This is a genomic window from Mitsuaria sp. PDC51, from assembly GCF_900113225.1.
Lineage (GTDB): Bacteria > Pseudomonadota > Gammaproteobacteria > Burkholderiales > Burkholderiaceae_C > Roseateles.
Map to the genome: position 1 here is coordinate 2,659,651 of NZ_FOZE01000001.1, position 16,520 is coordinate 2,676,170.

The 16,520-nt window shown below is 70.7% G+C and carries 10 protein-coding genes; 6 read left to right on the forward strand and 4 right to left on the reverse strand.

What is annotated here, in order from left to right; genetic code table 11:
- Positions 1-103 precede the first annotated feature (103 nt).
- The 5 genes from BM393_RS25735 to BM393_RS11165 all read left to right on the forward strand — a co-directional run bounded on the left by BM393_RS25735 (position 104) and on the right by BM393_RS11165 (position 9,394).
- A complete protein-coding gene (locus BM393_RS25735; RefSeq protein WP_091724826.1) occupies positions 104-4,648 on the forward strand; it encodes a hypothetical protein in 4,545 nt (1,514 codons plus the stop codon).
- A 79-nt stretch (positions 4,649-4,727) separates the two neighbouring features.
- Positions 4,728-5,882: a glycosyltransferase gene (locus BM393_RS11150; RefSeq protein WP_091724827.1), complete on the forward strand. Its 1,155-nt coding sequence runs from the start codon at positions 4,728-4,730 to the stop codon at positions 5,880-5,882.
- 1 nt (position 5,883) lies between these two features.
- Positions 5,884-6,645, forward strand: a complete 762-nt coding sequence (locus BM393_RS11155; RefSeq protein ID WP_091724828.1) for a DUF5672 family protein — start codon at positions 5,884-5,886, stop codon at positions 6,643-6,645.
- Between the two features lie 61 nt (positions 6,646-6,706).
- Entirely contained in the window at positions 6,707-7,714 is a 1,008-nt protein-coding gene (locus BM393_RS11160) for a hypothetical protein (protein ID WP_091724829.1), read from the forward strand.
- A 111-nt stretch (positions 7,715-7,825) separates the two neighbouring features.
- Positions 7,826-9,394 carry a methyl-accepting chemotaxis protein gene (locus tag BM393_RS11165; protein WP_091724830.1) on the forward strand — a complete coding sequence of 523 codons (1,569 nt, stop codon included), beginning with the start codon at positions 7,826-7,828 and terminating at the stop codon, positions 9,392-9,394.
- 87 nt (positions 9,395-9,481) lie between these two features.
- Here BM393_RS11165 and BM393_RS11170 read toward each other — a convergent pair whose 3' ends face one another.
- Positions 9,482-11,965, reverse strand: a complete 2,484-nt coding sequence (locus BM393_RS11170) for a glycosyl hydrolase family 95 catalytic domain-containing protein (RefSeq protein ID WP_217648418.1) — start codon at positions 11,963-11,965, stop codon at positions 9,482-9,484.
- A 429-nt stretch (positions 11,966-12,394) separates the two neighbouring features.
- Between BM393_RS11170 and BM393_RS11175 the strand changes: the two genes are divergently transcribed.
- Positions 12,395-12,619 (forward strand): hypothetical protein, encoded by a 225-nt coding sequence (locus BM393_RS11175; protein WP_141225297.1) that lies wholly within the window; start codon positions 12,395-12,397, stop codon positions 12,617-12,619.
- A gap of 103 nt (positions 12,620-12,722) precedes the next feature.
- Here the strand turns inward: BM393_RS11175 and BM393_RS11180 are convergent, their stop codons facing one another.
- From BM393_RS11180 to BM393_RS11190, 3 genes are all read right to left on the reverse strand, one after another.
- Positions 12,723-14,006, reverse strand: a complete 1,284-nt coding sequence (locus BM393_RS11180) for a patatin-like phospholipase family protein (protein ID WP_254783342.1) — start codon at positions 14,004-14,006, stop codon at positions 12,723-12,725.
- A gap of 120 nt (positions 14,007-14,126) precedes the next feature.
- Positions 14,127-15,167 carry a TRAP transporter substrate-binding protein gene (locus BM393_RS11185; RefSeq protein ID WP_091724834.1) on the reverse strand — a complete coding sequence of 347 codons (1,041 nt, stop codon included), beginning with the start codon at positions 15,165-15,167 and terminating at the stop codon, positions 14,127-14,129.
- Positions 15,168-15,220: 53 nt separating this feature from the next.
- Positions 15,221-16,513, reverse strand: coding sequence for a TRAP transporter large permease (locus BM393_RS11190; RefSeq protein ID WP_091724835.1), 1,293 nt, complete (start codon positions 16,511-16,513; stop codon positions 15,221-15,223).
- Positions 16,514-16,520: the final 7 nt, after the last annotated feature.

Consider the following 16,520-nt stretch of genomic DNA (forward strand, 5'->3'; position numbering starts at 1 on the left):
CTCGCGCCCCCGGTTTGCCGTTTGCGGCCCTCGCCCGCGCGCCCCGCCGGCGTGGGCCGCAAACGACAGACCGCCAGGTTCCAGCAGTACCCTCCCATCCCCCATGGCCACCTTCGACGTCGGATCGCTCACTCCCGAGGAGATCGCAGCCCTCACCACCGCGCAGCTCGCCACGCTGACCGGGCCGGAGTGGGCCATGCTGAGCGCCGCCCAGGTGGTGGGCCTGACCACGCTGCAGGTGCATGCGCTGACCGCGCGGCAGCTCAACTATCTGGCCTCGGGCCAGCTCGCGGCGCTGGAGCTGCAGGACGTGCAGGCGCTCAACACCGGCGCGCTGCGGACACTGACCACCGCCTCGCTGGCCGCGCTGACCACCGACCAGATCCATGCGCTGACCACCGCGCAGATCCCGGCGCTGACGGTGGACCGGCTGCGCCGCATGGACAGCGACCAGTTCAGCGCGCTCGACAGCGCGCAGATCGCGGCGCTGTCCTCGGTGCAGGTGCGCGGCCTGGGCAGCGCGCAGATCGGCCTGCTGAGCACCGAGGAGGTGGCCGTGTTCAGCACCGCCTCGATGCAGGTGCTCAACACGGTGCAGATCGGCGCGCTCAGCGTCGACCAGCTCAATGCCTTCAGCACCGCCCAGATCGGCGCGCTGCGCGGCAACCAGACCCGCGGCCTGAGCGGCGACCAGCTCAGCGCGCTCGGCACCGACGCGCTGCAGGCGCTGAGCACCGGCGCGATCCGCGGGCTGACCACGGCCGCGGTGTCGCAGCTGTCCTCGGACGCGGTGCAGTCGCTGGACAGCCGCCAGATCGCCGCGATGACCAGCCAGCAGTTCCGCACGCTGGGCACCGACGCGCTGGCGGCGCTGACCACCGAGCAGGCCGGCGCGCTCAACACGCTGCAGATCAAGTCGCTGAGCACGGCCCAGGTGGCCGCGCTCGAGGGCGAGGACCTGGCGGCCATCGGCACCAAGGGCCTGCGCGCGCTGAACTCGGCGCAGCTCGGCGCGCTGTCGTCCGACCAGTTCGACGCGCTCAGCTCGCGCCAGGTGCAGAGCCTGACCTCGACCCAACTGATCGGCGTGGGCAGCGAGCAGCTGCCCGCCTTCAGCACCGACGAGCTGCGCCTGCTCAGCAGCAGCGCGCTGATCGGCCTGAAGCCGGAGGTGCTGGGCGCGATGAGCGCCGAGCAGCTCGGCGCGCTCAAGACGCTGCAGATCGCGATGCTGACCACGCGCCAGCTGGCCGCGCTGGACACCGACGACCTGGCCGCGCTGTCGACCGCGCAGCTGGCCGCGCTGAGCTCCAAGCAGCTGCAGTCGCTGACGACCGAGCAGTTCCACTCGCTGGGCACCGAGGACCTGGCCGCGCTGAGCAGCGCGACGCTACGCGGGCTCACACCGGCGCAGATGGCCTCGCTGAGCTCCGAGCAGTTGGCCGTGCTGAGCGGCGCGCAGACCGGCGCGCTGACGACGGCGCAGCTGCGCGACCTGAGCGACGAACAGCTCGCCGCGCTGGGCACCGGCGCGATCCAGGCGCTGTCCACCCGCGTGATCGCGACGCTGACCGACCACCAGCTCGGCGTGCTGAGCTCGGACCAGCTGCAGGCGCTGACCAGCAGCCAGATCCGCGCGCTGGGCACGGCGCAGCTCGCGGCGATGAGCCCGGAGGACCTGAACGCGCTGAGCACCGCGCAGTTCGCGACACTCACTTCGGCGCAGTTCCGCAGCCTGACGACCGACCAGGTGGCGCAGCTGGAGCCCGAGGATTTTGGCGCGCTGAACGCGACGGTGATCCGCTCGCTCAGCAGCGCGCAGGTGCAGGCGCTGGACGTCACCCTGGTGGCCGCCTTCAGCACCGGGCAGACCGGCGCGATGACCGCGGCGCAGGTGGCGGCGCTGACGCCGGCCCAGCTGCAGGTGCTGGCCCCGGCCTCGCTGCAGGCCATCAGCACGCTGGCGATCCGTGGCCTGAGCGCCGACCAGCTCGACGCGCTCGGCCCGACCGGCCTGGCCTCGCTGCGCGACGGTCAGCTCGCCGCGCTCAGCACGGCGCAGGTGCGCACCCTGGACCATGACAGCCTCAATGCGCTGGGCACCCATTTCGCCGCGCTGACCTCCTTCCAGCTGGCGGCGATCTCGACCGACGAGATCGGCGCGCTCGATCCGGCGCTGCTCGCCGCCGTCAAGCCGGTCTACCTGAGCGCGCTGAGCACCGAGCAGATCCATCTGCTGAGCCGCGAGCAGGTCGGCGCCTTCGGCAGCGCGCAGACCGCGCTGCTGGGCACCGGCCAGGTCGCGGCGCTGACGCCCGCCCAGATCGACGCGCTGTCCACCGACGGCGTGCGCGGCCTGAGCGTCCAGGCCCTGCAGGGCTTCACGACCGAGCAGCTGAACGCCCTGGTGCCCGACCAGTTCGCGGCGCTGCGCACCAACCAGGTCGCCGCGCTCACCACCACGCAGATGGCCGCGCTGGAGCAGGCCGACCTGAACGCCCTGGATTCGGCGCAGTTCTCGGTCTTCTCGTCCCGGCAACTGGCGGCGCTGTCCACCGACCAGATCGCCAACCTGGAGTTCCAGGACGTGGTGGGCCTGACCACCCGCGCCCTCGCCGGATTGAGCTCGACCCAGATCGCCGCGATGAACGGCGACAGCATCGCCTCGCTGAGCAACGCCCAGCTCGCGGCGCTGAACTCCAAGCAGCTGATGGGGCTGACGGCCGACCAGATCGACCGGCTGGGCACGGCGCAGCTGGCCAGCCTGGGCTCGCAGGCGCTGCTGGGGATGAGCAGCGACCAGTTCGGCTCGCTCGACCTGGACCAGATCGGCGCGCTGTCGGTCAAGCAGATCGCGGCGCTGAACTCGCTGCAGATCGCGGCGATGGATCCGACCGCGCTGGCGTCGCTGACGACGCTGCAGTTCGCGGCGCTGCGCTCGTCGCAGCTGGCGGGGCTGAACGCCACGCAGCTCGCGGCGCTGGAGACCCAGGACCTGGCGGTGCTGCACACGACGGCGCTCAAGGCGATGGGCTCCGACCAGATCGCGCTGCTGAGCGTCGACCAGGTGGCGGCGCTGCGGCCCGACCAGGTCGGCGCGCTGAGCTACCAGCAGGCGGCGGCCATGACCACCGAGCAGATCCAGGCCCTGGGCACCGCCCAGATCCTGGGCCTGACCAACGTGCAGGTGCTGGCCTGGACCAGCGACCAGATCGCCGCGCTGGACGCGCAGGACGTGGCCCTGCTGCCCGGCCGCGCGATCCGGGTGATGGACGCCGGCGACTTCGCCGGCCTCACCACCGATCAGGTCCACGCGATGACCAGCCTGCAGCTGGCCGAGATGACGACGGCGCAGCTGGCCGGCTTCGGCACCGAGGACTACGCGGCGCTGAGCTCGTCGGCCTTCCGGGCGTTGGGGACGGCGACGCTGAATGCGCTGTCGACCGAGGTCTTCGCCTCGCTCGGTTCGGACCAGGTCCACGGACTGTCGACGCAGACGCTGCGCGGGCTGCACACCGAGGCGCTCGCGGCGATGAACTCCGACGCGATCGCGGCGCTGGACAGCCACCAGGTCGCCGCGCTGAGCTCCCAGCAGGTGGCGGCGATCTCGTCCGAGGGCTTCGCGGCGATGTCCAGCGAGGACCTGGCCGCGCTGAGCCGCGACCAGGCCCGGGCGCTGACGCTGGACCAGATCCATGCGATCGGCACCGACGCGATCGTCGGCTTCGAGACCCGCGACCTGGCCGCGCTGAACATGGACCAGGTGCTGGCCTTCAGCACCGAGGCGCTGCAGGCGATGAGCGGCGCGCAGCTCGACGCGCTGTTCCTGGCCACGCCCATCCTGCTGAACCTGGACGGCCACGGGCTGGGCACGGTGTCCGCGGCGCAGGGCGTCAGCTTCGACATGAACAACACCGGCCATGCCCAGCAGTGGGGCTGGATGGCGCAGGGCAACGGGCTGCTGGCCCGCGACCTGAACGGCAACGGCCAGATCGACTCCGGCGGCGAGCTCTTCGGCAGCGGCACCGTGCTGGCCAACGGCCATCGCGCGGCCAACGGCTACGAGGCGATGCAGGCGCTCGACGCCAACGCGGATCACGTCCTCAATGCGCAGGACGCCGCCTTCTCGCAGCTGCGGATCTGGGCCGACGCCAATGGCAACGGCAAGACCGACGCGGGCGAGTTGAAGTCGCTGTCGGAGCTGGGCATCGTCGAGCTGGACCTGGCCGCCCGCTCGAGCGCGACCGTCGATCACGGCAACCTGGTGGGCCTGATCTCGGGCTACAAGACCGCGGACGGCGTGACCCACCAGATGGGCGACGTCTGGTTCGCCAAGGCCAGCGACGGCACGGCGGACGCCGCGACCGAGGCCACGGGCTCGGCCGCCCGGGCCCACCTGGCCGCGGAGGACCTGCTGGCGGCGCCCTCGGCGTCCACCACCGCCCTGCTGTCCGACGCCGCGCACACGGCCGCAGCGGCCGCTGCGGCCAGCTCGACGACGGTCGCCCCAGGCGCCGCGGCCGGGGCGGCGCCGGGCGCGGCGACAGCGCCGGACGAGACCGCCGCCACGGTCCACCACGCCGCGATGGCGGCGCTGCAGGCCACCGCCCGTCGGCTGGAAGAGGACGGCGCGGTCCCGCTGCTCTGACCCCTGAGCGCGGGACTGGGCCGGAGCCATCCCCCTTATCGGCGCATGCCCCCCGGGACGAGGGGACACAATCGGCCGGATGAAGACACTCTGCATCGAGGGCTGGCGGGGGGTGAACCACTCCATCGCGATGGTCAACCAGAACCAGATCCTGGAGATGGTGAAGGACCCGCGGTTCGAGCTGTTCCACCGGGACGCGCCCTTCTTCATGCCGCACTGGGACAAGGGCAAGCTGGACTCGGGCTTCGCGCCCGAGGAGCGCGCCATCATCGACGCCCTGCCCGACCCCGGCGACCGGGTGATGGATGTGCGGCTGCGCATCGCCTCGCCGGTGCGGCTGGGCGATCCGGCCGCCGCGCGCCGCAACGCGACCTTCGTCGTCACCGAGTTCGGCCTGTCCGGCAAAAGCTTCGACCCGCCCGAGATGCCGCCCGCCGCGCTGACCCAGGGCGACGACTTCGTCGTCACGCCGAGCCGCTGGTCCAAGGCCCGGCTGGTGGACTACGGCTTCGAGGCCGACAAGGTCCTGGTCGTGCCGCACGGCTACAAGACCGACACCTTCTTCCCGATGACGCCCGAGCAGCGCCAGGCCGCCCGCGCGGCGCTGGGCATGCAGCCGCACGAGACGGTGTTCAGCAACGTCGGCGTGGCGACCTGGAACAAGGGCATCGACCTGCTGCTGCTGGCCTTCGCCGAGCTGCGCCTGCAGGGCCTGCCGGTGCGGCTGATCCTCAAGGACCACCAGGGGCTGTACGGCATCGGCGTCGAGCGCCTCTTCGCCGAACTGGCGACGCGGGCGCCGGCGCTGAACGCGCCGCAGGTGCGCGGCGGCATTTCCATCCTGTCGACCAGCCTGAACCTGCCGCAGCTGCGCTCGCTGTACGCGCTGTCCGACGCCTATGTCTCCCCCTACCGCGCCGAAGGCTTCAACCTGCCGGTGCTGGAGGCGATGGGCTGCGGCACGCATGTGATCGTCAGCGGCGGCGGCGCCACCGACGACTTCACCCCGCCCGAGCTCTGCCACCGCCTGCACAGCCGTCCCGGCACCGCGGCCGACGCGCCGCAGCCGGTCGGCGCCTTCGTCGTGCCCGACCTGGACGACCTGCGCGAGGCCATGCTGCAGGTGGTCGAGCAGCGCCTGACGCCGGCGCCGCGCCGCGAGGCCGCCCGCCAGCGGCTGGCGCAGCGCTTCTCCTGGGGCACGGTCACCCGGCAGTTGCTGGACCTGATGTGACATGAGCACCGCCGCCAAGCCCAGCATCGCCGTCGCCATCGTCGACACCGACCTGCATGTCCTGGCGCGCCAGGCGCTGCTGCACAGCATGCGGCAGATGGAGCTGCAGGGGCTGCCCTTCAGCCAGGTGCTGATCTATTCGGACAAGCCGGAGCTCTGGCCCGGCCTGCCGGTGATCCCGGTGCCGACGCTGCGCTCGATCGCCGAGTACAACCTGCTGATCACCCGCGAACTGGCCAAGCACCTCAGCGCCGACCATGTGCTGGTGATCCAGTACGACGGCTTCGTGCTCAACGCCGATCAGTTTTCGCCGCACTTCCTGCATTACGACTACATCGGCGCGCCCTGGCCCAACTACGAGGTCAACGAGGTCGGCAACGGCGGCTTCTCGTGGCGCTCCCGGCGGCTGGTGCATGCGGTCGCCCAGCTGGACTACCCGGACCCGACCGAGGCCGAGGACCTCTACATCTGCCGCACGATGCGCGAGACGCTGGAGCGCGCCGGCTGCCGCTTCGCGCCCAAGGCGATCGCCTCGCACTTCTCGGTCGAATTCCCCGCGGTGCCCTACCCGACCTTCGGCTTCCACGGCATCTTCCACCTGCCGACGGTCTACCGCGAGATGCCGGACTTCCTGCTGGACCACCTCTCCGACCGCATCGTCAAGACGCGCAGCGGCTTCCTGCTGCCCGGCTTCCAGTCGGTGTCCCCGGCCACGGCCGAGAAGCTCCAGCAGCGCCTGGCGGCATTGAACGCGGTGTCCTGAACGCCCGCGCCCAGCCCCGCCCCTTCTTTCCAAGAACGACACGAGACCCACAAGGCCACCGATGAACGCGAAGCAGCAGATCGTCATCCTGATTCCCCACGGCGTGCAGACCGGCGGGCCGGAGGCCTTGCACCAGCTGTCGGATTCGCTGATCCGCCAGGGCCACGACGCGCGCGTCTGGTACGTGCTGCCCACCGACCTGCCGGCCGTCGACGACCTGTTCCGTCGCAACGGCCTGGGCGCCGGCACGGTGCTCAAGCTGCAGCCGCGGCCCAACACCGTCGCCGACTACGAGAAGTACCAGGTGCGGCTGGCCGAGGAGATCGCGATGACGCCGGACACCTGCGTCGTCCTGGCCGAGACCTATGTGCACTGGTTGCGCTACTTCCAGCCCTGCAAGCCGATGGTCTGGTGGCTGAGCATCGACAACGCCTTCGAGTACCTGTCGGTCAACAAGATCAACCTCAACCTGCTGCGCAGCGAGCGCGTCCTGCACACCTACCAGTCGGGCTACGCGCGCGACGTCATCCAGGCGCTGGGCTGCACCCGCACGCTGCCGCTGTCGGACTACACGCCCGGCAAGCCGGTGCCGGCCGCGGGCGAGCCGGTCTTCGAGACCGCCGCCAAGACCGACATCGCGCTCAACGCCAACCACAAGGTGGTCTACGACGTGGGCGCGATCGCCGCCCGGCTGGAGCGCGAGAACGGCTGCAAGGTCCACCTGATTCGCGGCCTGACGCGGGCCCAGGTCTACGAGGCGCTGGGGCGCAGCAAGCTCTTCATCGACCTGGGCACCTTCCCGGGCAAGGACCGGCTGGCGCGCGAGGCGCTGATGCGCGACTGCTGCGTCTTCGCGCTGGACGTGGGCGCCGCGCGCGACTACGCGCTGCCCGACGAGTGCTACTTCAAGCCCGACCAGGTGGACCAGGTGTTTGCCGGCGCAGCCGGGCTGATGCGTGATTTCGAGCTCTACCTGGAGCTGTCTCGCCCGGCGCGGCAGGCGGTGCTGCGCGAGCGCATGGTCTTCGAGCGCGAGGTGGCCGGGCTGGCCCACGCCTTCGCCGTGTAGGCAATCGCCGCACACTGCCTTGCGCCGGGTGCTTCTTGAGAAGTCGCGACCCAACGCCGAAGATCAGACGGGCTGCGATGACGGCCCGGGCATCTTTCAGGGGGAACACCAATGAACCTTTCAGATCTCAAGGTCAAGACCAAGCTGTGGGCGGGCTTCGGCGTGATGGCGGTGATCGTCGCCGCCGTGGCCGGCGCGGCGCTGCACTGGCTGAACCAGTCCAGTTCGCGCGTCGAGACCTACCTGCAGGGCGTGGCGGCGCGGGAGCGCCTGGTCGTCGAGCTGCAATCCGCAGCGAAGTCGCGGGCCATCTCGGCGCGCAACCTGGTGCTGGTCAGCACGCCGCAGGACCGCGCGCTGGAGCTGGAGGCGGTCACTCGTTCCCATGAGGCGGTGCAGCAGTCGCTGGACCGGCTCAAGCGGCACCTGGCCGCCGCGGCCGACGCGACCGCGCAGGACCGGGCGCTCTTCGACAAGGTCGATGCGATCGAGCAGCAGTACGGCCGGGTCGCGCTGGCGATCGTGGGCCTGGCCAAGGACGGCCAGCGCGACGAGGCCATCAGCAAGATGAACGCGGAATGCCGGCCGCTGCTGGCGGCGCTGCTGACGGCCACCGGCGACTTCATCCGCTACGAGGACGAGCGCTCGACCGCCGAGACCCAGGCCGCGACCGCGCTGTTCGCGCAGGACCGGATGCTGCTGATCGCGACCGCGCTGCTGTCGGCCGGCGTGGCGGGGCTGCTGGGCTGGCTGATCAGCCGCGCGGTCACCCGGCCGCTGAACCGCGCGATCCAGGTCGCGCAGTCGGTGGCCGACGGCGACCTGCGCGACGAGATCCAGGTCGAGGGCCGCGACGAGCTGAGCCAGCTGCTGACGGCGCTCAAGGCGATGAGCGGCAACCTGTCGACGATGGTCACCAACGTGCGCCAGGCCGCCGACGGCATCGCGACCGCGTCGACACAGATCGCCACCGGCAACCAGGACCTGTCCAGCCGCACCGAATCGCAGGCCGGCGCGCTGCAGCAGACGGCGTCCTCGATGGCGCAGATGACGGAGACGGTGCAGGTCAATGCGGAGACCTCGCGCAAGGCCACCGGCCTGGCGGACGCCGCGGCGCAGGTCGCCGGCCAGGGCGGCGAGGTGGTGGACCGGGTCATCACCACGATGGCGGCCATCACCGGCTCCAGCAAGCGCATCGGCGACATCACCGGCGTGATCGACGGGATCGCCTTCCAGACCAACATCCTGGCCCTGAACGCCGCGGTGGAAGCCGCGCGCGCCGGGGAACAGGGCCGCGGCTTCGCGGTCGTCGCCAGCGAGGTGCGCGCGCTCGCGCAGCGCAGCGCCCAGGCGGCCAAGGAGATCAAGACGCTGATCTCGGACAGCGTCGAGAAGGTCGACGCCGGCGGCGAGCTGGTGCAGGAGGCCGGCCGCACCATGGGCGAGGTGCTGTCGCAGGTGCGCAAGGTCACCGACCTGATGGGCGAGATCAACGCCTCCACCGAGCAGCAGACCCAGGGCATCGTGCAGGTGAACGAGGCGGTGGCGGCGATCGATCGCGGCACGCAGCAGAACGCGGCCCTGGTCGAGGAAAGCGCCGCGGCGGCCGAGAGCCTGCGCCAGCAGGCCCTGGCGCTGACGGAGGCGATCTCCCGGTTCAAGGTGGCCACGCCGACCTAGGCGTCGCGGCATCAACGCACCCCGCTGCCGCGGGATGTGAACCGGCATCGCCATGCTGCTCTGCACCTGGGCGGCCGGGCACCAGGACTAGCCGATCCCCGGTGGCGACTGGCGGGAGAACGCCCCGCCGTCGAGGGTCGCCCTCCCTCGGTGATCCAGCATCACCGTCATCCGGCGCCCCTCATGGCGCAGCAGGATCTTCGTACCGGCAGGGCCGCGAAGCGACAGCCGAACGGGACGGCTGTCGCGCCATTCGATGTCCAGGTCCAGGCCGCCGCGCACGCGCATGCCACGCACGGCGCCCTGGGACCACGCCTGGGGCAGCGCGGGCAGCAGATGGACCTCGCCGCCCCACGACTGCACCAGCATTTCGAGCATGCCGGCGGTGCCGCCGAAGTTGCCGTCGATCTGGAATGGCGGATGCGCGTCCAACATGTTGGGGTAGGTGCGCTGCGGCCCGAGCAGCGTCTTCAGCACCTGGTGGGCATGGTCGCCTTCCCCCATGCGCGCCCACAGGCACAGCCGCCAGGCCGTGCCCCAGCCGGTCGCCAGGTCGCCACGCTGTCGCAGGCTGGTCTTGGCCGCGTTCAGCAGCTCGGGGGTGTCGCGCGGGTTGATCTGGCTGCTCGGATAGACGGCGTACAGGTGCGAGACGTGGCGATGCTGCTGGTCCGGCGCGCCGGCATCCCAGTCCTCCAGCCACTCCTGGAGTTGCCCCTGCCGGCCGATGCGATCGGGTGCCAGCGCGGAGCGCGCGGCAGCCACGCGGTCCAGGAAGCCCGCATTGGCGCCCAGCAGCCGGCCGGCATGCACGGTGCGGTCAAACAGGTCGCGCAGGATCTGCCGGTCCATCGCCGGGCCGGCGCACAGCGATGAGCCGTGCGGGTGCCAGTTCTCGGGCGAGATGGACGGCGAGGTGACGAGGCCGCGGCCCTCCTTGTCTTTCACGAGCGTATCCAGGAAGAACTGCGAAGCGCCCTCCAGCAGCGGGTACAGCCGCTTGAGCAGCGCCGCGTCACGCTGGTGATCCCAGTGGTCCCACAAGGTGTTGCTCAGCCAGGCGCCGCCGCAGGGCCACAGGCCCCACAGCGGGCCGTCGATCGGGGCTGCGGCCCGCCACAAGTCGGTGTTGTGGTGCGCCACCCAGCCACGCGCGCCGTACATCGTCCTGGCGGTCTGCGCGCCAGTGACGGCCAGCTCCTCCACCATGCGCAGCAGCGGCTCCACGCAGTCGCCCAGCGCCGCCGCGTCGGCGGGCCAGTAATTCATCTCGGTATTGATGTTGATGGTGTACTTGCTGCCCCAGGGCGGATTCACGCCCTCGTTCCAGATCCCCTGCAGGTTGGCCGCTTGCGTGCCGGGGCGCGACGAGGCGATCAGCAGATAACGGCCGTACTGCAGGTACAGCGCGGCCAGTGCCGGGTCGTCGGACTTCTCCGCGGCGGCGATTCGCTCATCGGTGGGCCGCCCTGCGGCCGACGTGCGGCCCAGGTCCAGCGTGAAGCGGCGGTACAGCGACTGGTGGTCGCGCACGTGGTCGCGGCGCAGCGCGGCGTAGGGCCTGGCGGCCGCGGCCTCGGTGTGCCGGCGCACCTTGGCGACGGGATCGCCGCTGGTGTCGCGGAAGTTGACGTAGCTGGTGGCGGCCGCGATCAACAGCGTCGCGTTGCGGGCACCGCTGACACGCAGCCGGCCCTCGGGTGTCACCTCGACGCGGCCGTCGGTGACGACCCTCACGCGCATCGCGTAGGTCAGTCCCGGGGCCGTGTCGGGGCCGGCCTCGTTGCGGCCGGTGACGAGCAAGGCCCCCTGGTCGTCGGCAACTTTCACGTGATCGGGTTGCTCGAAGCCAGCCTCTTCGCGCTGCATCCAGTCGACCGGCTGGTCCGCCACCAGCACCGTCGCGGAGCCCTGGTAATCGGGGCTGGCGTACGTCGCCTTGCGCGGCCCGCGGCAGGCGAGTTCGAAGGCGATGCGCCCGCGCGCGGCCTGCAGGTTCAGCACCACGACCTGATCGGGCGCGGACACGAAGGCCTCGCGCCGCATCGAGACGCTCGCGCTCTCGTGGCGCAAGGTGGCGATGGCGGTGTCCAGGTCCAGCTCGCGGTGGTAGGTGCGCGGCGCCTCGGCGCCGTCGAAGTCGAGCAGCAGGTCCCCCAGCGAGCCATAGGCCATCTGCCATAGCGGGCGGGCCATCATCCTGGCGCTGGCCAGGTCCGTGGCCTCCTTGTAGCGGCCTTCGTCGAGCAGGCGACGCACCTCGGGCAGCGCGGCCAGGGCTTCGGGGTTGTCGGGCGTGTACGGGGCCCCTGCCCACAGCGTGTCCTCGTTGAGTTGCAACCGCTCCTGACCCACGCGGCCGAAGACCATCGCGCCGAGCCGGCCATTGCCCAGCGGCAGCGCTTCCTCCCAGCGCGTGGCGGGACGCCGATACCAGAGCAGATGGTCGGCCCGCTCCTGCGCGCGCCGCGGCGCCGAGGCGGTCAGGCCAGAAGCGCCAGCGAGCGGCAGCGCCGCGGCTGCGGCCAGCATGCTGCGGCGGGTGAAAACGGGGCGTCGTGAGAGGGTCATGTCGTGCTCAAGGGGGTGCGGTTGCGGAGTGATCGGCCCCGGCAGGATGACCGCGGATCCCTCGGCGCTCTCTAGGTGTTTGTATTGGTAAGGCCAGACAACTTATCCACGTAGACTGGTAATACCAATCTAGCTACGGCTACATCCACTGCCGTAAACGCTTCCATTCGTCGGAGAGATCGTCGACACGCTGCGCGAGTTCCGCGCCGCAAGCTGCCCGTCGACGTGATGGTGCAGGACTGGCGGTACTGGGGCCGCCATGGCTGGAACGCGATGCGCTTCGACGAGGACCGGCAGTCAACACCGGCCGCAGCATGCCGGCAGGTGCGGTGACCGAATCCAAGTCATGAAATGCCAGGGTCAGGCCCTTGCACTTGCTGCGATGCCGCATAAAGTCGCGCCGTGTTCGTCCAGCTCGTGAGGTCCAGCATGAGTTCGATCGCCATGACCGTGTTCCTCGACTCGTCCCCCGGGGAACTTGTCGACCTGCCGCACGCCGGTTCCGGCCTGGAGCATCCGCTGGTCTTCGACAGCGCCGCGCGCGAGATCCGCCAGCTCGCCGCCGACGGCCGCGTCGAGGTGGTCGAGCAGCGCGTCAAGACGGTGGAGAACGACACGCTGATCGAGGAATTGCGCTTTCGGCGGTTGAGCTGATCTCGAAGGCCACGCGGCGGTCGCGGTGTCGCGCCGCGGACGGCAAAGTCCGCCGCCGCCGCCGCCGCCGCCGCCGGTCGACCGTCGACCCTGCGTCCCAGGGTCAGGCCTTGCCGCCCTTACCCGCCTTGCCCGGCGCCTTCGCCACTGCCTTCTCCGGCGCCTTCACTGGCGCCTTGACCGCCGGCCGGGCGTTGCGCACCCGGTTGGCCAGGAACACCTCGCCGATGTCCAGCGTGCTGTCGTGGCCGACGTGCCGCGCGCAGGTCGTCAGCCATTTGTCGGCGGCCTCGCGGCCGAGCACGAACAGCGTGGTCAGGAGCCGCGGGTCGGTGTTGAGCTTGCTCGACGCGCCGAAGGGCGCCAGGCCGTCCTCGTCGGCGATGCGGTGCAGCCGCATCTGCTTGTAGCGCGTCGGATCGATACGCCGGTCGCGCAGCAGCCGCTGCACGAAGGCGATCGCGCGCAGCTCCGCCACCAGGCTCGCGTTGAAGGTGATCTCGTTGATGCGGTCGTTGATCTCGGACGCGGTGCGGGGAATGCCCGCGTGCTCGCGCGGATTGATCTGGATCAGCAGCACGTCGTCGGAGTGGGTGCCGTAGACCAGCGGCCACAGCGCCGGGTTGCCCGAGAAGCCGCCGTCCCAGAAGGGCTCGCCGTCGATCACCACCGTCTGCGCGCTGTGCGGCAGGCAGGCCGAGGCCATCAGCGCCTCGATGCCCAGGTCCTCCCCGCTGAACACCCGCGGCTGGCCGGTGCGCACCGAGGTGGCGGTGACGAAGACCTTGATCGGTCCCTCGCGCAGCGCGTCGACATCGACATGGCGTCGCACGATGTCCCGCAGCGGATCGAGGTTGAAGGGATTGAGCTGGTAGGGGCTCCACAGCCGCAGCCAGGCGTCCCAGGCGGCCATGCCGGGCCAGGCGCTGCGGTTGAAGACCCACGCCGGCGTCTCGCGCCGCGCGGCCTCCTCCGGGCCCTTGGTCTCGCCGACGACGCCGAAGCAGGCCGGCACGCCCGAGACGTCCTGCCAGAAGCGCGACAGCGCCTGGCGCGCGCCGAGCGCCCCGCCGTGGGCGAAGCCGGTGGCCATGACCGCGGCGTTCATCGCGCCGGCGCTGGTGCCCGACACGCCGTCGATGCGCAACCGGCCATCCTCGAGCAGCCGGTCCAGCACGCCCCAGGTGAAGGCGCCGTGCGAGCCGCCGCCCTGCAGCGCGAGGTCGATGGAACGCGGCGCCTCCTGGGCCGGGACCGGCGCGCGCGTGGGCATCGGGACCTCGAGGACGCCCTCGGCGCCGGCACCGCCGGCAGGGTCGCTGCCGCCAGGAACGGCGGCGGGCAAGGCGCGGGAGCCGCGGCGGCGCGGGCGGGAAGACGTCGTCATGGATGAAGCGGTCGGGAAGCGACGCCGGTCGCGTCGGAACCCGCAGCCTATACCGTGACGAGCCGTCCTTGGGCGCTCAGCTGTCGCTCACCTGCCGCTCACGCGCTGCCCACGTGGCGCTCACTTGCCGCCGCGCAGCTTGGCCAACTGGCCCTGGGTCTCGTTCCACAGGTCCATGCCGACCTGCGTCGCCACACCGGCATTCACGCGGGTCAGCTTGTCGCGCATGCGGGCGGTCTCCGCCGGGCTCAGTTCGTTGACCGCCATGCCCTTGGCCTTGAGCTCGGCCAGCGCCTTGGCGGCCTCCTCGCGGGTGTCCTTGCGCTCGAAGTCGCGGCTCTTGATCGCCGCCTGCTGCAGCACCGCCTGCTCGTCCTTGGACAGGCCGTCCCAGAACTTCTTCGACACGGTCACGATCCACGGGCTGTAGACGTGGTTGGTCACCGTCAGGTACTTCTGCACCTCGTAGAACTTGGCCGAAAGGATGGTGTTGTACGGGTTCTCCTGGCCGTCGACCGCCTTGGTCTCCAGCGCCGAGAACAGCTCCGAATACGGCAGCGGCACCGCGTTGGCGCCCAGTTGCTTGAAGCTGTCCAGGAAGACGTTGTTCTGCATCACGCGCAGCTTGATGCCGTCCAGGTCCTCCAGCCGGTTGACCGCGCGCTTGCTGTTGGTCAGGTTGCGGAAGCCGTTCTCCCAGTACACCAGGCCGACCATGCCCTTGTCGGCCAGCTTGCCGCGCACCTTGTCGCCGACCGGGCCGTCCAGCAGCGCGTCGGCCTCGCGCACGTTGTTGACCAGGAAGGGCGTGTCCCACAGCGCCATCTCCTTGGCGATGCCCACCAGCGTGGCGGTCGAGCCGACCATCATCTCCTGCGCGCCGCCGATCAGCGCCTGCTGCATCTGGGTGTCCGGGCCGAGCGCGGCGCCGCCGATGGCGCGCACCTTCATCTTGCCGCCCGACAGCCGCGCCACCTCGTCGGCGAAGACCTTCACCGCGCGGCCCTGGTTGCTGTTCTCGGCCAGGCCGTAGCCGAAGCGGATCAGGCGCGGCTTGATGTCGGCGGCCCGCGCCGATGACACGGGCAGCGCCGCGCTCAGCGCGACGGCGGCCAGCGCGACGGCGGCGGCCAGGGTGTTGCGGCGGGTCTTGAAGCTCATGGTTGTCTCCTGGGTACGAGGGTCGCTGAGGATCAGGGAAGGGTCGCGGCCGGTCAGCGCATCCACTTGACAGGCGCGATGACCAGCTCGGGGAACACGGTGAACAGGACGAGGATCAGCGCATAGGTCAACAGGAACGGATTCACGCCCTTGATGACTTGGTGCATCGACAGCCGGCCCACGCCGGCCACCACGTTGAGGACCGTGCCCACCGGCGGCGTGATCAGGCCGATCGCGCCGTTGAGCACGAACATCAGCCCGAAGTACACCGGGTCGATGCCCGCCTTGACCGCGATGGGCAGCATCACCGGCGCGAAGATCAGGATCGTCGGCGTCAGGTCGAGCGCCGTGCCGATCACCACGAGGATCAGCATCATCAGCGCCATCAGCAGCCGCGGCGACTCGATCAGCCCGCCCAGCCAGCCGGTGAGCACGCCCGGCAGGTCCGCCAGCGTGATCATGTAGCTCGCCACCTGCGCGCCGGCGCACAGGAACATCACGATCGCCGTCGTCTTGGACGCCCGCACCAGCACGCCGTGCAAGTCGCGCAGGCCCATCTCGCGGTGCACGACGAAGCTGATGACCAGCGCGTAGAACGCGGCCACCACCGCGGCCTCGGTCGGCGTGAACACCCCGGTCTTCATGCCGCCGATGATGATCAGCGGCATCAGCAGCGCCCAGAAGGCCCGGGCGGTGGCCTTGAGCCGCTCGCGCATCGGCAGCGCGGTGCTCGGCGGCAGGTCGATCCTGCGCAGCTGCAGCTTCCAGGCGACCAGCAGCCCCAGGCCCATCACCAGCCCGGGCACGATGCCCGAGAGGAACAGCGCCGAGATCGAGGTGTTGGTCGTCACGCCGTAGATCACGAACGGCATCGACGGCGGAATGATGGGCGCGATGATGCCGCCCGAGGCGATCAGCCCGGCGGAGGTCGCCATCGGATACCCATGGCGTCGCATCATCGGCAGCAGGATGGTGGCCAGCGCGGCGGTGTCGGCCAGCGCCGAGCCGCTCATGCTGGCCATCAGCACCGAGGCGCCGATCGCCACGAAGCCCAGCCCGCCGGGGATGTGGCCGACCCAGGCCTGCGCCATCTGGATGATGCGGCGGCTGATGCCGCCGGCGTTCATCAGCTCGCCCGCCAGGATGAAGAAGGGCACGGCCAGCAGCGGGAAGCTGTCGATGCCGGCCACCAGGTTCTGCGCCAGCAGCTGGGTGTCCCAGAACTCCAGCGCCCAGGCCATGCCGGCGCCGGTCAGCACCAGCGCGAAGGCCATCGGGATGCCAATGCCCATCAGCAGCACCATGCCGCCGACGAAGACGATGAAGGACAGTGCCTCGTTGCTCATGATCGAC